Below are 18,333 nucleotides of genomic sequence, written 5' to 3'. Positions count from 1 at the left end.
ATTGCAGGCTAGAGCACGCCCCCCAGGGTTTGTCCGTCCATCAACCAACACCCACCCGGGAGGGTCATGGCGCGGTGCCGAGCACGCGCACCAGGAAATCGTCGAACCAGACACCCGCGATGGGCGTGGCGAGTCCCGCGTTTCCCTCTCCCGTGAGCGCGGCCGCGTCGTCGTCCGTCACCCGGAGGCGGACCTGCCCTTCCACCGAGGCCGAGAGCCGAACCGGGCCCGCGCCCCACACCGACAGGGAGAGCGTCGCGGCATCCCAGGGAGCCGCCAGGCCGCTCGCGGCCTCGCCGAGCACCGTGAAACTTCCACCCCGGTAGCGGCGCAACTGGATGCGCCCCTGCGGCAACAGCACGAGCGCATAGCGTGCATCCCCCTCGGCGCGCACCACGAGGCCCGCCTCGTCCGCGCCGAAGGCCTGCAGCCGCACCTGAACCTGGCAGTCGGCACAGCGCGAGGGCAGCGCGAGGGCGAGGTTGTCCCCCTCCGGGTTGTCGAGGTCGCTCACCGCGCGCCGCCCATCCGTCAGCCACAGCCCGCTCAGCCTCCAGTCACTCCCGAGGCCGCTCGACGAAGTGCGCGGGAAGGTGTCGCCGAAGAGGAGCTCACCGGGCTCCGGCTCGGACCCGGGCACCTCCTCGTCCTCGTCCGGGGGTTCCTCCTCCCCGCCTCCTCCCGGCACCGCGAGGGCCACGCGGCTCACGTACCCGCGCGAGTTGGCGTCGGGGGCATCTCCGAAGAAGCAGGGCACCTCGGAGGTCCCCTCCGGCAAGGTCTCCAGGGCGTTGGGGTAGCCCTTGTAGGTCCGCCGCGAGTCGAGCACCACCGGCTCGCTGAAGCGCCCGTCCTTCAGCACCCGGGCGCGCACCTCGTAGCTCACGTTGGGCTCGCGCAGGGTGTTGTAGAAGACGTACAGCGTGTCGCCGATGCGCGTGGTGGCCGCCTGCATCGCCCAGTCGCTCGAGCCCTCCAGCAACGTGCGCGGGCCGAACGTGCTTCCATTGAAGTGGCGGTGGTAGAGGCGCTCGGACTCGTCCTTGTAGACGAGGTGCATGCCACCCCGGCCATCCGCGACGGCGCTCAGCGCGGCCCCGTGGTAGATGCCCTCGGAAAAGGCGTCGCGCACGGAGCTCCAGGAGTCCAGCGGCTCCGCGTCATCGCGGATGCGCAGACGCGTGGGCTCGAAGCCGTCATGCATGGCGTAGATGAACACGAGCTTCGAGCCGAGGCTCAGCAACCGCCCACCGCCCCGGCGCTTCACCCGGCCCAGGTTCGCCTGCCGCTGGAAGCTCGCGCCCCCATCGGCGGAGACGGACAGCACCGCGGTGGAGCCCCCATCCGAGTCCAGGCGGAAGGCCTGCACCCACAGCCTGCCTCGCGAATCGCGCGCGAGCAGCGCCCGGGAGTAGGCCGTGGTGTCATCGGCATCGAAGACGCGCACCGCGGGCTGGGGTGCCCAGTCGTGCGTCTCCGGCCGGTAGCGCCACCACTGGAAGTACACGTCGTGCCGGCGCGAGGCCGTCAGCTTGGGCGCCTCGAACGAGTAGACGAGTGCCACGTCCCGGCCCACCGCGAGCACCTCGGCCCGGTCCGCGTGGCTGGCGTCCGGTTGGATCGCCGCGGCGAAGCGGAACGTGCGCCCCCCATCGTCCGAGCGGAAGAACGACAACCCCCGCCCCTCCGCGCCTCCCTGCTGAACGGTGAGCAACCAGGTGGGCGGACGTCCGCTTCCCGTGTCGATGCGCACCGCATGTCGTTGAGCCGGCAGGGTGAGCGCGTTGCCACCGCTCACCGGAACCACGGGCGCGAGGCTCGCGAGCACCGTCGCGAGCAGCGCCGTCGAAAAACCCACCATCCGTCCCCTCCCCCGTAATCCCCGAGACAAACCTAGGCACTCGGGAATGGGAGGAAAGTGTCAGTCGAAGAGTTGCATTCCGGTCATCGCCTTGCCGATGAAGTCATAGAGCAGATCCGTGGTGGGCGACATCACGGTGACGGCGCTGGCATCGCGGAAGTGCCGATCGATGCCCACCTCCTTGCGGTACGCCGCGCCACCGCACACGCGCATGCCCAGCTCGGTCACCTCGGGGGCCAGCTCGCCCACGGCGGCCTTCACCTCGAGCACCCGCATCTGCGCGTCCTCGCGCTTGGATTCGAGAGCGTCCAGCGTGTCGCGGATCAGCCCGCGCACCAGGTCCGTCTTCATGCGCATGCGGGCGAGGTAGGCCCGGATGGTGGCGAGATCGGCCAGGGACTGCCCGGTGTGGAGCAGCCGCGTCTTCGTCACGTGCGCCGCCGCCTTGCGCGTGGCGGCCTCCATGATGCCCAGGTAGCAACTGGAGCCCAGCACCTGGAAGTGGGGCAGCACGTTGCTCATCATGATGTCGAACCCACCCCCGTCCTTGCCGAGCATCGCCGAGCGGGGCACCCGCACGTCCCGCGCCACGATGGGGCTGGAGGAGTTGCCCCGCAGGCCCATGCCATCGAACGCCACGGGGAACGACAGCCCGCGGGCGTTGCCCGGAACCAGCCAGAGCGAGCTCATGCCCCGGGCCTCCACCGGCTTGCTGGACCAGACGTAGCTGTCGGCCTGGCCCGCGGAGGTGGCCCAGCTCTTGTCCGCGTCCAACCGGACGATGTCCTCCTCGGGCACGGAGAGGGCGGTGCTCACCGGCGCCCAGAAGTGACTGCGCGAGCCCGCCTCCGACAGCGCCAGCGTCGTCACGTGGCGCCCCGCGGCGATGGCCTCGCGGATGTCTCGCGGCCCGTGCTGCTCGATGACCGCCGCGCCACAGAAATGCATGCACAGCACCATGCCGCTGGAGCCACATGCCATGCCCACCTGCTCGACCAGCGCCGCCGCCGCCCGGAGCCCCTCGCCTCTTCCGCCCACCTCCCTGGCGCTGAGCAGCCCCAGCAGACCCGCCTTGCCCAGCGCGTCCATCGCCGCCCGAGGGTAGACGCCGTACCGGTCCACCTCCATGGCCTTGGGCTCGATGACTTCGGAAATGATGCTCTCGATGGAGTGCATGGGTCCGGCTCCTCGGGCGTAAAGAGGCGCCGAGGGTAGCAATCCATGGGACGGAAAGGGCAAGGGACAATCTGGTAAGAGGGCCACCCCATGAATCCCCTCGAGCTGACCACCGACGACTTCCGGCGTCTGGCCCTCCGTGTATCCACCCTCGCCGAGCAGTGGCTCGCGGAGCTGGACACCCGGGCGATCGCTCCCGCCACCACCGGCGGCGCCACCGAGGCGCTCTTCGCCGAGGGATTGCCCGAGGAGGGCCTGAAGGACGGGGCGCTCGACGCACTGGGCGCGGTGATGGCCGGGACCCGTGCGGGCAACGCGCGCTTTCTCGCGTACGTGCTCGGCTCGGGCGAGCCGGTGGGCGCGCTCGGGGACTACCTGGCGGGCGTGCTGAACCAGAACGTCACCGCGTGGCGCTCGTCCCCCACGATGGTGAGCATGGAGCGCGCGGTGGTGCGGGGACTGGCGGCCGCGGTGGGCTGCCACGGCTTCACCGGGAGCCTCACGGGTGGTGGCTCCTCGGCCAACCTCATGGGCCTGACGATGGCGCGCGAGGCGAAGGCCCCGGCGAACGAGGAGGGCTCGCCCTCGGGGGTGGTGTACGCCTCCACGGAAGTACACATGTCCATCCCCAAGGCCCTGGCACTGCTCGGCCTGGGACGCAGGAACCTGCGCCTCATCCCCACGGACGCCGAGTGGCGGATGCGCCCCGACGCTCTCGAGCGCGCCATCGCCGACGACGTGGCCGCCGGCAGACGCCCGCTGGCCGTCGTCGCCACCGCGGGCACCGTCAACACCTGCGCGGTGGATCCGCTGAAGGACGTGGCGGCCATCGCCCGGAAGCATGGGCTGTGGATGCACGTGGACGGAGCCTTCGGCGCGCTGGCGGCCATGGCCGTCCCCGAGCGCTTCGAGGGGCTCGCGCTGGCGGACTCGCTCTCCATGGACGCACACAAGTGGCTCTACCAGCCGGTGGACTGCGGGGTGCTGCTCTACCGGGAGGCCGCCGCCGCGCGCCGCGCCTTCACCTTCTCCGGCGACTACGTGCGCACCATGAGCTCGGACAGCGTGGAGGGCTTCGCCTTCTTCGACGAGTCCCTGGAGCTGTCCCGCCGCGCGCGCGCGCTCAAGCCGTGGCTGTCGGTGCGCTACCACGGGCTGCGCGCCTTCCGGGAGGCCATCCGCAAGGACCTGGAGAACGCCTCACTGCTGGCGGAGCTGGTGCGGGCGGAGCCGAAGCTGGAGCTGCTCGCGCCCGTGCCGTTGAGCGCGGTGTGCTTCCGCTACGTCGCGGACCTGGCCGAGCCCGAGCGCGACGCCTTCAACACCCGGCTGATGGCACGCCTCAACGCGCGGGGCCGCGTCTACCTCTCCAACGCCACGCTGTCGGGACGCTTCGCCCTGCGCGCCTGCTTCGTGAACCACCGCACCACGGCGGAGGACGTGCGGACGGTGGTGGCGGAGGTGCTCGCCACCGCGAAGGAGCTCCAGGGCGCGTGAGGGGCCCGGCTAACCGGCGCGAGGTTGGGACAGCAGCCCCAGGTCGCGCCGGATGCGCCCGGCGGACGCGTGCAGCCCCACGTCCTCCAGCCGCTTGATGGCCCACTCGAGCGCATGCTCCTCCCGAGTCACGATGATGTAGGGATAGGACGGCCTCCGCACATAGAGGAGGACGCTCAGCGCCAGCCGGACCACCGCGGTGGAGGTGATGTAGGCGGCACCCACCACCGTCCGCCGCATGACCTCGTCATGGTCCCGAGACCACTGCTCCAGCCGTCTGCGCTGCTCGGGCGACATGCCCACGGCATCGCTCAGGTCGACGACGAGCACGTGCGTCTGCCCGCGCTCCATGGAGCGGGTGGAGCGGACGAGGTAGTCGTCGAACTCCTGGTTCGACCCCTCTCCCACGATACGGGTGATGAGCAGCGGCCAGTGCGAGTCATCCAACGAAGCGAAACAGCGCGACCCGCTCATGACGGCCCCCGTTTCGTGCATCCCTCGTCTCACGGCACATTCTGCCAGTGACGCCGTGCGGGCGAGCCCCGGCACGTCCTGCCCATCGCGGGTTCTGTCCGAAATGAAGCGGTGCCCCGGAGCGGAGTGCCGGGTCCAAGGCGTTACGGTGTCTTCCGCTCAGCGCGAGCGGGTGCCCGTCGAGCCACCGGGCCGCGTCACCGGAGCCTTCGGCGCGGACTGCGAGGAGCCCCCGGAGAGCGTTCCGATGAGCGCCGAGCCGAACATGGCCGCCAGCCCCGCGAGTGCGAAGAGCACCACCCAGCGCCAGGGCTTGCCACGCCGTGGAGCCTCCTCCGCCTCTGTCTCCTCCTGGGGTGGAGGCGCGGGCTTCTTCGCGAGCTTCGGAGCTTTCTTCTCGATGGGTGCCGCGGGCTTCGGCTCGGCGAGACGGGCGGCGGGCGCGGGCCTGGGTTTCTCCATGACGGGCGCCGGCGCCGGGTTGACCGGTGCGGCCCTCGCGGCGGGCATGGGCACGAACGTGGGCTCGTTCCCCTCGGACTCCTGGAACCGCGGAGCCGCCTCGGGGGCACGCGTCACGGGAACACGCATCGGCGTCGCCACGCGAGGCGGGGCCGCCAGAGCTTCATCCAGAGCAGCGGAGAACTCCGCGCACGAAGCGAAGCGCCGCTCCGGCTCCAGGGCCATCGCCCGAACAATGGCCGCGCGAAGCCCTGGCTCGATGCCCGGATGCACCACGCCCGGGGACATGAACTCCCCCCGGACGATCTTCTCCATGATGGCGGCGTCGCTCTCGCCCTGGAAACACGGCTGCGCGGTGGCCAGCTCGTAGAGGGTGACGCCCAGCGAGAAGATGTCCGAGCGGACGGTGACCTCCTCCGCCGAGCGGATCTGCTCCGGGCTCATGTACTGCGGCGTGCCCATGCGCGAGCCCGGGCGCGCCACCGGCCCACCCTCGGCGTCGGACACCTTGGCGATGCCGAAGTCGAGCACCCGCACCACCCGCCGGCCGTGCACCTGCTCCAGGAAGATGTTGGAGGGCTTGAGATCCCGATGGATGACGCCGTGCTGGTGGGCGAACCCCATGGCCGCCAGCACCTGCCGGAAGATGTCGCGCACCTCGTCCGCGCCCGGAGGCTGCTTCGCGTTGGCCAGGTACTTGTCGAGCGACTCCCCCTCCAGGTAGTCCATGACGAGCCCCGCGACACCGGGCGCCACGACCACGTCCGTGATGACCAGGATGTTCGGGTGCCTCAGGCGCGCCTGGATGCGGCCCTCGTCCAGGAAGCGGGCGCGCAGCTCGGCGTTGCCCACCAGCTCGGGGTCCAGCACCTTGAGCGCATGGACGCTGCCCAGGGCCACGTGGCGCACCTTGTAGACGCGCGCCATGCCGCCGCCACCCAGCTCGCGCTCCACCTCATAGCGCTCGACCACATTCCCCGGGCTCAACATGGCGCGACTCTACTCCAGCTAGTACTCCCAGGGGCCCACGCGCAGCCCTCGCTGGCGCTTGGAGGCGACCCTGTACGCATCCACGATGAACGCGCCGTACCACATGAGCCAGAAACAGGCGCCCAAGGGTCCCGAGGAGAAGATGCTCGTGATGACGAAGAGAGATCCAATGAGGCCGAGCACTCCCTTGGCCGTCTGGCCGTTGTAGATCTGCCCTCCGCCGGACAAGCAGAACAGGTTCAGCAGCACGGCCACTCCGGGCGAGACCTCGGATCGAGTCATCTCCGCCGGAGAGGAGGCCTGTACCACCTGCCTTTGACTCACCCGGACGGTATTGACCGGAGCGCTCTGGACCGGGGCAGGAGCCACTGGCGCGATCGCCTGGGGCGTCGGCGGAGTGGGCGGTGGAGTGGGAGGCGGCGGAGTAGCCGTCGGGAACCGCCCGGTATCCGGAACGCGATCGGCCCTCGGAAAACGGCCGGTATCCGCCACGTAGGTTGGCGCGTACGCGTCCGGGTCCGTCCCGGGCTTCACCCCGGCGGGAGGCGTGGACGGAGTCTTCGCCGGAGGGTTCTCCACCTGGGTCACCGCGTAGGAGCGGGACGGCTTCTGGGGCGCCTGTGCGCCGGCCTCGAAGGCGTTCTCCAGGGCCTCGCGGAAGGCGGCGCAGTCCTGGAAGCGCTCGGCGGGGTCCACGGCCAGCGCCTTGCGGATGCAGCCGGCGACAACGGGGTGCATGCCGCCCACGACGCGCTCGGGGGGCTCATAGGTGCCCTCCACGATGCTCTTCATCGTGTCGAAGTCGCTCGACGCGTGGAAGGCGACCTTCCCGGTGGCGGCCTCGTAGAGGATGGCGCCGAGCGAGAAGATGTCGGTGCGCGCATCCACCTCACCGGCCCCGCGAATCTGCTCCGGGCTCATGTACAACAGCGTGCCCATGCGGGCGCCGGCCTGGGTGCGCGCCTTGCCGCCCGGGCCCTCCTCCACCTTGGCGATACCGAAGTCCGTCACCATGGGCTGGAGCCGGCCCCGGCTATCCTTGCCGATGATGACGTTGTCCGGCTTGAGATCGCGGTGGACGACGCCGCGCTTGTGGGCCTCCTCCATGGCGTCCAGCACCGGCAGGAAGACCTCGAGGAGCACCCGGGGCTCCAGCCCCTGGCCGCGGCAGAACTCACCGAGCGTGGGGCCCTCGATGTAGTCCATGACGAGACCCGCCACCGGGGTGGTGACGATCTCCGTCACCTGGACGATGTGCGGGTGGCGCAGGCGCGCCTGGATGCGGCCCTCGGCGAGAAAGCGCCCCCGGATGTCATCGTTGAGCGACAGGTTCTCGTTGAGCACCTTCAGGGCGTGCGTGCTGTGCAGCCCGAGGTGGCGCACCTCATACACGGCGGCCATGCCGCCCTGACCGAGCAGCCGGACCACCTCGTAACGGCCATCCAGCTGCGTTCCGGGCTGGAGGATGTTCATGTCATCACGCATACGCTCACCCGCCATGGCGATTGCATCCGCCTATCCCAGCAGCCCGAGGACACCCGACTTGTCGGGGCCGGACGCGAGCACGTCCTGGGGCGTGCACTCGAGACAACCATTGGGGCACTTGCAGTTGGCCAGGATGGCCCGGACCCACTTGAACGTGTCGTCGATGAGGGCCAGGTCCAGCGCCTCGGCCACGCCCATGCCCTGGAGATGCCGGTCCACCACCACGATGCCGGCCGGGGCGTCCGGGAACATGCCCGGCCCCACCGGCACCACGTCCATGTCCTCGTCATTGGAGAGCAGGTGCGCCACCAGCACCCCGTCCGCCGAGCGCGCCAGGTGGACGAGCACCTGGGGCGTGGTGGCCGCGGGGAAGAAGACGCCGCGCACGCGGGTGCGGTAGCGGCAGCTCACCGCGGCCACGTCCACCCGGCCCGGCCGTCCCAGCTGGGAGTAGCCGGTGACACTCTCCACCACCGTCGCATCCAGGGTGCACACCTGGTACACGCACCGCCCGGTACGCACCGTCTGGGGAGACTCCACCACGGTGGCGGACTCGAACTGGATGCGCAGCTGCGGCTTCGTGAGGGGCCTGTCGTTGGGCACCGGCTTGACGCGCAGCTCATTGCGCTTGGTGTCCAGCGAATGCAGGGGCACCTCGTAGCGCGAGTCGCCCACGGCGAACACGCGGCCCGGGTAGTAGCGCGTCTCCACCAGCAGCCGATCTACCTCGGTGAGCAGCTGGCCACTGTGCACGTCGAGGATGCGCACCACCTGCTCGCTGACGGTGCGCCGCAGCGGATTGACGGCCTCGGCGATGCCCGCCGGGACGACGGGGCTGCGCACGGCCGGGCGGCCCGCGGCCAGCCGCACCACGTGGCGCTCGGGACGGAACTTCGGCCCCAGCAGTTGCTCCACGCGCGAGCGGCCGAAGACGGCGGCCAGGGACTCCACGTCCTGCGAGCCCTCCTGCATGGCGGCCTTGAGGTGCGACGTGGCCAGCGCGCCGTTGTGGTAGCCCACGAGCGCCCGTGGCGGCATCAACATGCCGTGGCTCGACAGCCCGTCCAGGTTGCCATCCCGCGTGAGGAAGCGCGTCACCGGGTTGTCGGCGAGGCCCCACAGCGCGTCATGTGTCTGCCCCTCCGCCAGCGGCACCCGGTTGGGGAGCGCCCGGTACGCGGCCACCAGCCACGCCTCGTCCAGCGTGCCCACGGAGGCCACACCGAAGAGGGACACATCGCGAACGAAGCGCAGCTCGCCGCCCCAGAAGTCCACCGCCTTGAGGTCGAACGCCCCACCCGGGTCTCCGACGGCGGCGGGCAGCTTCGCCCCCACCACCGGCTCCAGGGCCCGGCGCACCCACGGCGTGCCGGGCTGGACCCGGAAACCCTCGACCACGCGCCAGACGCGCACGGGCGCCGCGGTGCGCGGCGTGAAGGGCACCTCACGAACGGAGATGCCGGGGAACATCTGCTCCACCAACCCCCGCGTGCCTCCGCCTCCCACGCCCGTGGCCAGCACACTCCACCGCGCCCCGGCCGCCGACAGCGCCAGTTCCAGCCGCCGCAGCGTGAACATGCGGTGCGTGGAGGCCAGCGGCGTCCCCCGGTCCACGCGCGACAGCAGCACCAACCCCACCGAACGGGCCCACAGCCGGCCACAGCCTCCCCGCGTCTCGGAGAGCGCGCGGATGCCTCCCGCCGACAACTGCTCCACGTCCAGGAAGACGGCGGCCGGCATCCGGTTGCCCGCGAAGGCCTCGCGCATCGCCGCCTCGCCGGCCAGCAGCGGCCCCGAGGGCCACGAGCCACTGCGGGCAATGGCCTCCAGCACCGCGTCGCGCAGCGCCTCCGGCTCATCGCTGATGACGATGCACGGCAGGCCCTCGCGCTGGAGCGCCAGCATCACGCACGAGATGAGGAAGTAGCGCTCCGTGGGGTCCGGCAGGTCGCCCACGAGCCAGCCCTGGTTGGGCGAGCCCCACGCATTGGCGATCTCCTCCAGCGCGCGAGGTGGAGCCCCGATGGCCCCCGCGTCCCGCCACGCGGCGACGCTCCAGGCCGGAGCGGGCTCCGGGGTGCTCGTGCCTGGCGTCGCGAGCAGCGGACGCGCCTGGGAGTCGAGGGCGCCCAGCTTGCGCCACATGCCCGGGACATCCGCGCGCAGCGGAGCGGGAGTCTGGGGCTGGGGAGCCTCCTCCTTGGCGGGCGGAGGCGCGAGGCGCTCGGAGCGCGTCCACACCGCGAGCGCCACGCTCAGCATGGGCAGCACGGCGGCCAGGTCGAGCAGCGTGCGGGGCTTGTCCTGCCGCCACGGCGCATCCACCGCGATGAGGGCCAGCACCGGCACCACCACCAGGACGAGCGCCAGCGGATCCGCGAGCGGAACGCGGAAGGACGTGAGGCTCTTGTGGCCCGCCTCCTGGAACGCGAACACCAGCGTCGCGACGACGAAGGCGACGGCGTGGGGCAGAGCGAGCAGCAGGACGGCGTCGAGGGGGAACCAGGTGAACTGGACCTGGGGCACGCCCGGAGTCGTGCTCTGGGGCAGCGCCGTGAGCGCATGGAGCCAGCCGAGCGGCCCGCCCTGCATGGAGGCACTGGCGGCCTCGACCAGCCGGGTGATGAGCACCAGCGCGAGGGTGACGAGGACGGCCTTGCCCACGGGAAGAGCGGCCCGGCGCCAGCGCGAATTGGGACCGGAGCCCACCACGAGCGCCGCCAGGGCCCAGGCGAACACGGGCGTGCCGAGCAACAGCACCCAGACCAGCAGGTAGAGGATCGTCGTCAGCTGCTGCGACAGATGCGGGAGTTGCAGCGTCATCGCGCACCTCGCGGAACCGCCACGGGCTGCGGGGTGGCACGGGCCCCCCGCGACATCTCTTCCACGGTGATGCCCTCCCAGGTGCGCAGGAAGATGACGCGCGCGGCCTGGGAGGGAGACCAGAGGATGGGCAGCCGCGTGGGCATGTCCCGGAGCCCCGCGTCGAGCGTGTCGCGCCCGGCCGACGGAGCGATGACGAAGCCCTCGCCGGGACGGACGCCGAGCACCGGATCCCCATGTGCGTTCAACGGCTGGCACGGCGGAGCGAGCACCGCCCCCATCCGCGAGCCGAAGTCGCGCAGCACATCCGCGGCCTGCACGCCCGCCTCTTGATCATCCAGCACGCTGCGCTCGGCCATCGGCTTCACCTGACGCCGGCTCAGCTCGGCGATGCGCTCGGGATCGCCACACGGCACATCCTCGAGCAGTCCGCCCTCGGGCCAGGCGCCTTCGAGGAGACGGTCCGCCCAGACGCGGTCCTCGGAAATCTCCCGCCGGGAAGCAATCCACCGGCTGATGACCTCCGGAGGCACGAGTGAGCCATGGAGCAGCCCTCCCGCGCCGATCAACGGCCCCAGGTCATCCAACCGGGCCTCGGCTGCCGGAGTCACCCCGAGCGCCAGCAACTCCTGCCGCTTGCGATCCCTCGCCTCGAGCAACGCGTGGCGGACGGCGTGCAGCCGGGCCACGGCGTTCTCCAGGGCGAGGATGGCTCCACGGCGAGCCCGCTTGCGGCGCACCACGAGCTGCAACTCCGCCTGCTTCGCGCGCCGCCCTCCCCCACCCCGGCTGACCAGGGACTCCAGCGCGTCCCGCCGGAGCTTCAGTACGCGGCGCACTTCCTTCCGGGTGTGGTTGCCCACGAAGTAGAGCCACCCGGCTCCAGCACCCGCCGAGGCGAGCACGCCGAGAATCCACGGCAGGGCCTCGCGCCAGTCGAAGCCCGTGGCGGCCGGAGGGGCCGTCGTCGAGAGCTGGGGACTCGAGAGCGTGGTGCCGCCCGGGGGCGCGGCCGGAGTCAGCAGGGACAGCGTGCCGAAGGAGACGCCCAGCAGCACGGCCAGCGCGAGCGCCGCCGCGGCCGCCAGCGCCATGCGCTTCGAGGGCAACTCCAGCAGGGCCTTCTCCAGCTCCTCGCGGTGCGGGTCCACCGGCGGGCCCGCCGGCTGGGACGGGTCCAGCTTCCGCAGGGTCGCGTCCTCCTGGGCCTGCTCGTCGTGGAGCTGCGCGATGACACGCTTGAGCCCCTGCTCGACGGAGGGCAACTGGGACAAGCCCGACGAGGGCCCGAGCGAGGCGTCGAACACCGCCTGGATGCCCTGCTCCACCGAGGTGGCCACCTCGGCCTCGGCGCGGTCCAGGGCCCGGAAGGTCTCGTCGGTGCGGGCCTGGTCCACGGTGGTGGGCGAGGTCTCCACCGAAGCCGGCTTGAAGAGCCCGGAGTGGTTGGCGCGGATCTCCTCGGGCGTATCGAGCGGACCCACGCGGATCTCCGCGGGCAGGTCCACCGGGGAGCGGGACAACTCGGCGGCGAGGCGCCGGGAGAGCTGCGCGGCCTGCCCCTCGACGAAGGGGGCCAGCCACCGGTCGTACTGGAGCGCGGACACGGCGCCCATGGCGAGGGTGGCATCGGTCCCGGGCTGCTGCACGCGCTCCACCAGCACACCGAGCCCGTCATACGCGGCCCGGGCGGCGGCATAGGTGCGCAGGCGGGACTCGGGCAGCTCCACGGAGGCCAGCGAGACGAAGCTCACGAGGCCCTCGTCGCGGGCCGGGTGGGCCATGCGGCGGGACACCTCGTCCTCGGTGCGCAACCCCGAGGCCACCATGCCGAGCGCGAAGGAAGCACAGGTGGACACCATCTCCTCGGAGGAGAGGGTGCCCGCGGCGGTCTGCTGGGACACGACCCAGATGCGGGCCAGGAGGGGAAACACGGGACGGGCCCGGGCCCAGCTCTCCAGGGCGGCCAGCCGCGCGAAGACCACGGACGCGCGGGGGCTCGACAGCGCGGGCACCTGCACCACGAGGTGCAACGTGGCGGTGCGCTGCTCCGGCGGCCGGTCCGGAGGGAACATGGTGCCGTAGCCCTCGGCGAGCAGACGCGCGGCCTGCTCGCACGCGGTGAGCAGGTCCTCGTCACCGCCCTGCAGCGCGGCACCGAAGGCGATCACATCCAACCGCTGATCGCGCCGCTCGCCCGAGCCACGGCCCGCGCGCAGCAACTCCTCCAGCAGGGGCTGGAGCCCGGCGGCCACACCCGAGGGCTCGCAGCGCAGCACGCCCAGCAGGGGCGAAGAGGCCTCCAGGGACTGGAGCGTGCGGCCGATGACCTCCTGGCCGAAGCGCCCCAGTCCGAGCAGGACGGTGGGGTACGAGACGGCGGCGTCCAAGCTAGCTCCTCAGCTCGGCGGCGAGCGCCTCCACCACGTTGCGCTCGTCCTGGAGGAAGCGGCGCTCGGCGTCCTTCTGCTCGGAGACGGCACGCGCGTAGGCCTCGGTGAGGCGGCGCTGGTGGGCCTGCACCTCCTCCAGCAGCTTGCCGCGCGAGGGCCGCTCCGCCGTCGCGGCCGTCCACGAGTCGCGGGCGTTCTTCTCCAGGTCTCCGCGGAGCACGGGGTCCAGGGCCTCGAAGGCCTCGAAGGCACGCGCCCGATCCGGCGCCAGCTTGTTCTTCGTGCCAGCGAAGCTCCAGTGGTACCCCTCCTCGTCGCGCGAGATGCCACCGAACAGGGCGCACAGGGTGAAGGCGCGCAGACGGGAGTCGCGGGCCTCGCGGGTGGCCTGGGCGGAACGCTCGGCGGTGCGGCGCTCCTCGGCGCGCTTGAGCTCCACGGGATCCAGGTCCGGCAGGCCCGGCGAGGACTCCCACGTCGCCTCGATGTGCAGCGGGTAGGTGCGGTTCTTGTCGTCGCGCACGCGCTTGTAGCCGGAGTACAGGTCGGACTGGACGTTCTTGAACCAGTACACGGGCACGCCGAGCAGCGCGCGGTAGAGCACCAGCGAGTCGCGCTCCTCCCAGCCCGCCACGCGGTGGGTGCCGGACACCACGCCCTTGAGGACGCTCCAGAGCGAGCCCTCCTCGTCACTGGCGTACTTGTCGTGCAGGCCGGCGTAGAAGACATCCGCGGGCGTCACCGTGGGATCATCGCGGCGCGTGGCGTCGATATGGGCCAGCAGCACGCACTCGTCGGACAGGCGCTTGAGCCGGTCCTCGATGCCACGGCGCACCTCGGTGGCGGACACGGCGCGCAGCTCGTCCTCCAGCTTGCCCTTGCGGCGCAGCTCCTCCAGGTCCTTCCCGGCCTTGTGCAGGGCGATGTAGCGCTGCTCCAGCTCCAGGCCCGTGGCCAGGTCCAGCCCCATCTCCTCCATCACCCGGCCGTAGACCTGCAGGGCCTGGGCCTCCAACTTGCCGCGCACGTGCTGGACGATCTCATTCGCGTCGCGGGCGCGCAGCTGGCCGCTCGGGTCGCGCACCGGGGTAAAGGCCTCGGTGACGGAGTCGAAGATATCGGCCACGCGGAAGTTCGCGTCGCTGTCGAGCTTGTGGCTGTAGAACTCCTTCCACAGCCGCTCACGGCGCCGGTCATCGCGGAGCACCTCGGCGTCCAGGTAGTACTGGGCCACGTCCGAGCCCACGTCCACCGCGGCCGGATCCTTGCGGAAGCGCTCGGCCTGGGACTCGGCGTCGCGGGCGCGCTCGTCGGCCACCTGGGCCACCTTGCGGAAGGACTCCAGCCGGGCCTCGGCGTCCTTGCGCAGCTCGCTCTCGAAGGACTTCCAGAAGAAGCGCTTGATCTCGTCGCGGAACTCGTTGGCCCAGCTCTCCACCTTGGCCACGGCGCGCAGCTTGGCGGCGGCGAAGGCCTTGTTGTCCCGGTCCGTGAGGCTCTGGAAGAAGCCGGGCTGCGCCTGCTTCGTCATCTCCGAGTCCAGCCGGGCGATCTCCTGGCGCAGCTCCGGGCTGTCCAGGTCCGGCGGCGCACCCTCGGCCTTGAGGTAGGCGCCCTCCTCCGGATCCTTGAAGGGGACGACGAAGGACTGCTCCAGCAGGCGCACGAGGAAGAGCCGCTGGGCGATGGGGTTGACCTCGTACTCCTTGAAGAAGGACTCGAAGAAGCGGCCGGTGCGCACGTCACCGCGCTGGGCCTCGAGGTACTCGCCGCACACGCGGGCGCGCGACTCGTCCTTGGCCCGCCGCAGCACCGCGATGGCCCGGCTCAGCGACGGGTTGCCCGGGTTGATGGACTGCTTCTCCACGTCCGGGATGTCGATCTGCTCGTCCAGCCGGCCGAAGATGGCCTCCAGCTTCTCGCGGAAGGCCTCGGCCAGGTTCTTCCCGCCCTTCCCAATCTGCTGCTGGATTCCGTAGAACTGGCCCTTCTCGTCGCGGCGCTCCTCGTCGGAGGCGCGGAAGGCCACGTAGCCCTTGAACTTCTCGTCGATGCGGCGGTTCTTCTCGTTGGGCTCCAGCCGCTGGAAGGCCGGGTCGCCATAGGGCACCTGGAAGTCCGGGTGGTCCGCGCCGAAGCAGAGGAATTGCCGGAAGGCGCTCGCCACGTAGCGCAGGCCCGCGTACTTGAGGATGTCGCGGCGGGGCAACTGGAGCAGCGCGGTGCCGAACGAGCCGTAGTGCACGGAGAAGTGGCCCAGGGCGAGCTTCTTCTGGTGCTTCTCGTAGTTGTCGTACTCACCGGCCTGCGCGCCGAGCAGCGGCGAGAAGATCTGCAGGTAGCAGGCATCGGCCACCGCGTTCTCGTACTTCTCGATGGAGAGCTGGTCGGGCCGGTCGATGAGGTAGGTGAGCGTGAAGGGGCGCTCGCCGACGACCTGGCGGTCGCGGTCCTGGCTGCCCGGGTCGTAGTGGAGCTCGATTTCGCCAGAGCCCCCGGCGTAGTCGAGCTGGCGGTTGAGGAACTCCAGCTCCTTGAGGGCGGCGTAGCCGTTGGCGAGGATGTCCGGGTGGAGCTGGGGCTTCACCTTGTCGAGGAAGGCGGTGGGCAGGGTGAGCACGCCGGTGACGTTGGGGCGGCCCCAGCCCGCGTCGAGCACCATGCGCCGCAGCAGGTAGGCCATGGGCAGGAAACCGCCCGAGCCGGTGCCGCCCGCCACGGAGCCGTAGAGCATGACGCGCACGACGCGGTTCTCGTTGTCGCGCCAGGGGTTCTCGCGGCGGGTGGACTCGTCGAGCAGCTTCTGGAGGGCCTTGCGGATGCCGCGCCGGTCCTCCTCGAGGTTGTAGTAGAGGCGCAGGCGGCTCTCCATGCGGATCTGCCCGGCGCCGGCGCCCTGGGTGGAGCGGAACTGGTAGGTGGAGGGGACCCACTGGGTGACGAGCTTGTCCTCCTGGAGCTCGCGCTGGCCGCGCTTGCGCTCGATATAGGCGCGCGCGTCGAAGGCGGAGATGAGGAAGCGGTTCTCCACCGGGACGTCCTTGAGCTTGTCGAGGTCGTCCTTGTTGGTGTCGATGGCCACGAAATGGGTCATCGACTTGATGCGCTCCCAGTTGGGATGGCGGCGCAACCGGCCGGCGAGCAGCTGGACGATCTTCCCGCCGTTACCACCGAGCCCCACGAACAAGGTGGGGTTGAACTTCTCCGTCGCGAGCAGCCCCAAGACATCCCCCTCCGCGTCATCTCCACTGCATGTAGAGAGTACGTGCCCGATATAGCACGTCGAGTCGAGACCAGGGGTCGAGGGATAACGTGCGGCAGCCGAGACGATTGCACCGGGAGTCGCACTCGGAGCCAGGGGAGAAAACTCGAGACGTGTGGTCCTCCACGGCCTGTCCTGTTAGGTTAGGTCGCGCCATGCGTCATCCACTACTTTTCCGGTTCCCCCTGCTGCTCATCCTCGTGGCATCCGAGGCCATCCCCCAGGTGTGCGCCCCCACGGAGCGGACCCTCATCCTCTCGGAGCATCCGAGGACCGAGGCCCCCAAGGTGTACGTCGGTGGCCAGACGGCGACCGTCCTCCGCTTGGAGAAGGACTGTGACCCCGCGCGGACGAGCATGATGGAACGGAACTTCCATTCATCGTGACCGCACACCAGCAGGCCTACAGCGACCGCCAGGTGGACCAACTGGTGAACGTGTTCGAGAGCCGCGAGGGGTACGATGCGGTGCTCTCCTCCCTGTACCGCGCGCTTGATAGAGAGCGGAAGCTTCGCGATGAGAACGAGCGCTATCGCCAAGAAGAGAACTCGATTGATCACGCCTACGCCACGCTTCTGGCCAATGGCGCGGTGAAGCAGACGCCCTTTCGCAAGAAGCGAACCATCGTCCTCAAGGATGGAGATGTGGACCTGACGGTGAAGCTCTTCTCGGGCAAAGGAAAAGCCGCGGCTGTGGTCCAACTGACCAACAACTCGAACGCCGACGCGCCTTGGAGATTCGGGGAAGCCCGCATGACCTCCGATTTGGAGTCGCGCACGAACAGGCCGTTCGCGCTCCGCATGAACCGGTCCGAGCTCGTTCCTGGTGCGTCGGGAACCCTCGCGGTAGTCGTGGATCAAAGCGCGTTTGAATCGGACCAAGGCCTTGCTGACCTGACCTTGGAGATACTCCGAAGTGACGGATACCAGCAGGTGGTCATTTTGATGGATCATCGGCTCATTCGCGAGTAAGCGCGATGCTCACGCCCATGATAAAGGCAATCTTTTCCTGTTCCACCCTCTTGCTTCTCGCGTCATCTGGATGCATCACCACCGCTGAAAAGTTGGTGTTGCGTCCAGACGGAACACCGGGTCCACAAGAGTGCCCCGAGGAAGCCCAGAAGGCGATGCGGTATGTACGACTGCACGTCGGGGACGCAGCGCTCTTGGAACTCGACGCCAATCAGGTAGGGGCACGGCCTATCACACTCTACGACGGCCCTATCGAGAGCATGTTGACGGAAGACCTCGGTATCTTCGAAGCGCCCACCCGCCTGTATGGGCAGGTCTGGACCGGAGGGCCGCAAGTCGTCATCCGGTACTACGAGGCCCATCCACCAGACGGAGACAAAGTTCCCATCTGCGCCGTAGCCCGGCTCGGGAATGGTCAACTCAGGAAGCGGCCCGAGTCCAAGCCCGGAACCGCCATTCTCGATTACTCCATCGCAGACGCATTCATCGTGGATTCGTTCCGGTGAGGCCGACGTGGGGTGCCCTGACGCCCTCGAGCCCTACCCGCTCGCGTGTACCCATGAGCTACAATTCAAACTTCGACATCGAATCCGTGATGAAGACGCTCGGTACCGTGAGCGACAAATACCCGCAAGGCTCCGCAGAAGACGAGGCTCTCCGAATCGCAGCGGTGGCTCTGCTCTATGTCCAAGACATCGACAAGCTGGAAGACTACCGCAAGTATTTCCTGGATTTCATCACTGGCAAACCACTGATCCCTGATCAGGCATTCGCCACGAGAGAAGAAGCAGATGAGTGGCTCGCCAGCGGAAAGGTCAACGGGGGCGAACTCATCACCATCGCGGGCCAGGGATTCTCCGTGGGAGGCATGGCATCGAAGGGATGGACGTTGCTGAGGACGCGTCTACCCGAAGAAACTGAACCGCCAGGTTCAAAGTAG

The 18,333-nt window shown here is 69.8% G+C and carries 11 protein-coding genes and 1 pseudogene; 4 read left to right on the top strand and 8 right to left on the bottom strand.

Going from position 1 to position 18,333, the window contains the following annotated elements:
* Positions 1-64: 64 nt before the first annotated feature.
* Both Q664_RS33550 and Q664_RS33545 read right to left on the bottom strand, forming a co-directional pair.
* Positions 65-1,861 (bottom strand): hypothetical protein, encoded by a 1,797-nt coding sequence (locus Q664_RS33550; RefSeq protein WP_043404949.1) that lies wholly within the window; start codon positions 1,859-1,861, stop codon positions 65-67.
* A 60-nt stretch (positions 1,862-1,921) separates the two neighbouring features.
* Complete coding sequence (locus Q664_RS33545) at positions 1,922-3,037, bottom strand: acyl-CoA dehydrogenase family protein (protein ID WP_043404947.1); 1,116 nt, start codon at positions 3,035-3,037, stop codon at positions 1,922-1,924.
* Between the two features lie 90 nt (positions 3,038-3,127).
* Between Q664_RS33545 and Q664_RS33540 the strand changes: the two genes are divergently transcribed.
* Positions 3,128-4,534, top strand: a complete 1,407-nt coding sequence (locus Q664_RS33540; RefSeq protein WP_043404945.1) for a pyridoxal phosphate-dependent decarboxylase family protein — start codon at positions 3,128-3,130, stop codon at positions 4,532-4,534.
* A gap of 9 nt (positions 4,535-4,543) precedes the next feature.
* Here Q664_RS33540 and Q664_RS33535 read toward each other — a convergent pair whose 3' ends face one another.
* The 6 genes from Q664_RS33535 to Q664_RS33510 form a co-directional block, all read right to left on the bottom strand.
* Positions 4,544-5,008 (bottom strand): hypothetical protein, encoded by a 465-nt coding sequence (locus Q664_RS33535; RefSeq protein ID WP_152622486.1) that lies wholly within the window; start codon positions 5,006-5,008, stop codon positions 4,544-4,546.
* A gap of 159 nt (positions 5,009-5,167) precedes the next feature.
* Entirely contained in the window at positions 5,168-6,460 is a 1,293-nt protein-coding gene (locus Q664_RS53025) for a serine/threonine-protein kinase (protein WP_052518992.1), read from the bottom strand.
* 18 nt (positions 6,461-6,478) lie between these two features.
* Positions 6,479-7,945 carry a serine/threonine protein kinase gene (locus tag Q664_RS33525; RefSeq protein ID WP_043404940.1) on the bottom strand — a complete coding sequence of 489 codons (1,467 nt, stop codon included), beginning with the start codon at positions 7,943-7,945 and terminating at the stop codon, positions 6,479-6,481.
* 30 nt (positions 7,946-7,975) lie between these two features.
* Positions 7,976-10,768 carry a DUF1998 domain-containing protein gene (locus Q664_RS33520; RefSeq protein WP_043404938.1) on the bottom strand — a complete coding sequence of 931 codons (2,793 nt, stop codon included), beginning with the start codon at positions 10,766-10,768 and terminating at the stop codon, positions 7,976-7,978.
* Positions 10,765-13,158 (bottom strand): hypothetical protein, encoded by a 2,394-nt coding sequence (locus Q664_RS33515; RefSeq protein ID WP_043404934.1) that lies wholly within the window; start codon positions 13,156-13,158, stop codon positions 10,765-10,767. The genes Q664_RS33520 and Q664_RS33515 overlap by 4 nt, the downstream gene beginning before the upstream one ends.
* A 1-nt stretch (position 13,159) precedes the next feature.
* The gene (locus Q664_RS33510; protein WP_043404931.1) at positions 13,160-16,384 is read right to left on the bottom strand and encodes a tubulin-like doman-containing protein; all 3,225 of its coding nucleotides are present in this window, start codon (positions 16,382-16,384) and stop codon (positions 13,160-13,162) included.
* Between the two features lie 194 nt (positions 16,385-16,578).
* Between Q664_RS33510 and Q664_RS33500 the strand changes: the two are divergent.
* From Q664_RS33500 to Q664_RS33490, 3 genes and pseudogenes are all read left to right on the top strand, one after another.
* A pseudogene (locus tag Q664_RS33500) lies at positions 16,579-17,393 on the top strand (DUF2381 family protein).
* Between the two features lie 5 nt (positions 17,394-17,398).
* Positions 17,399-17,899 (top strand): serine/threonine protein kinase, encoded by a 501-nt coding sequence (locus Q664_RS33495; RefSeq protein WP_235216973.1) that lies wholly within the window; start codon positions 17,399-17,401, stop codon positions 17,897-17,899.
* Positions 17,900-17,952: 53 nt separating this feature from the next.
* Positions 17,953-18,333, top strand: a complete 381-nt coding sequence (locus Q664_RS33490) for a hypothetical protein (protein ID WP_043404925.1) — start codon at positions 17,953-17,955, stop codon at positions 18,331-18,333.

Origin of the sequence: Archangium violaceum Cb vi76 (genome assembly GCF_000733295.1) — a bacterium.
In the GTDB taxonomy this organism is placed as follows: Bacteria; Myxococcota; Myxococcia; order Myxococcales; family Myxococcaceae; genus Archangium; species Archangium violaceum.
The sequence above is the reverse complement of the archived record's forward strand: the minus strand, read 5'-3'. Positions and strand labels throughout refer to the sequence as shown.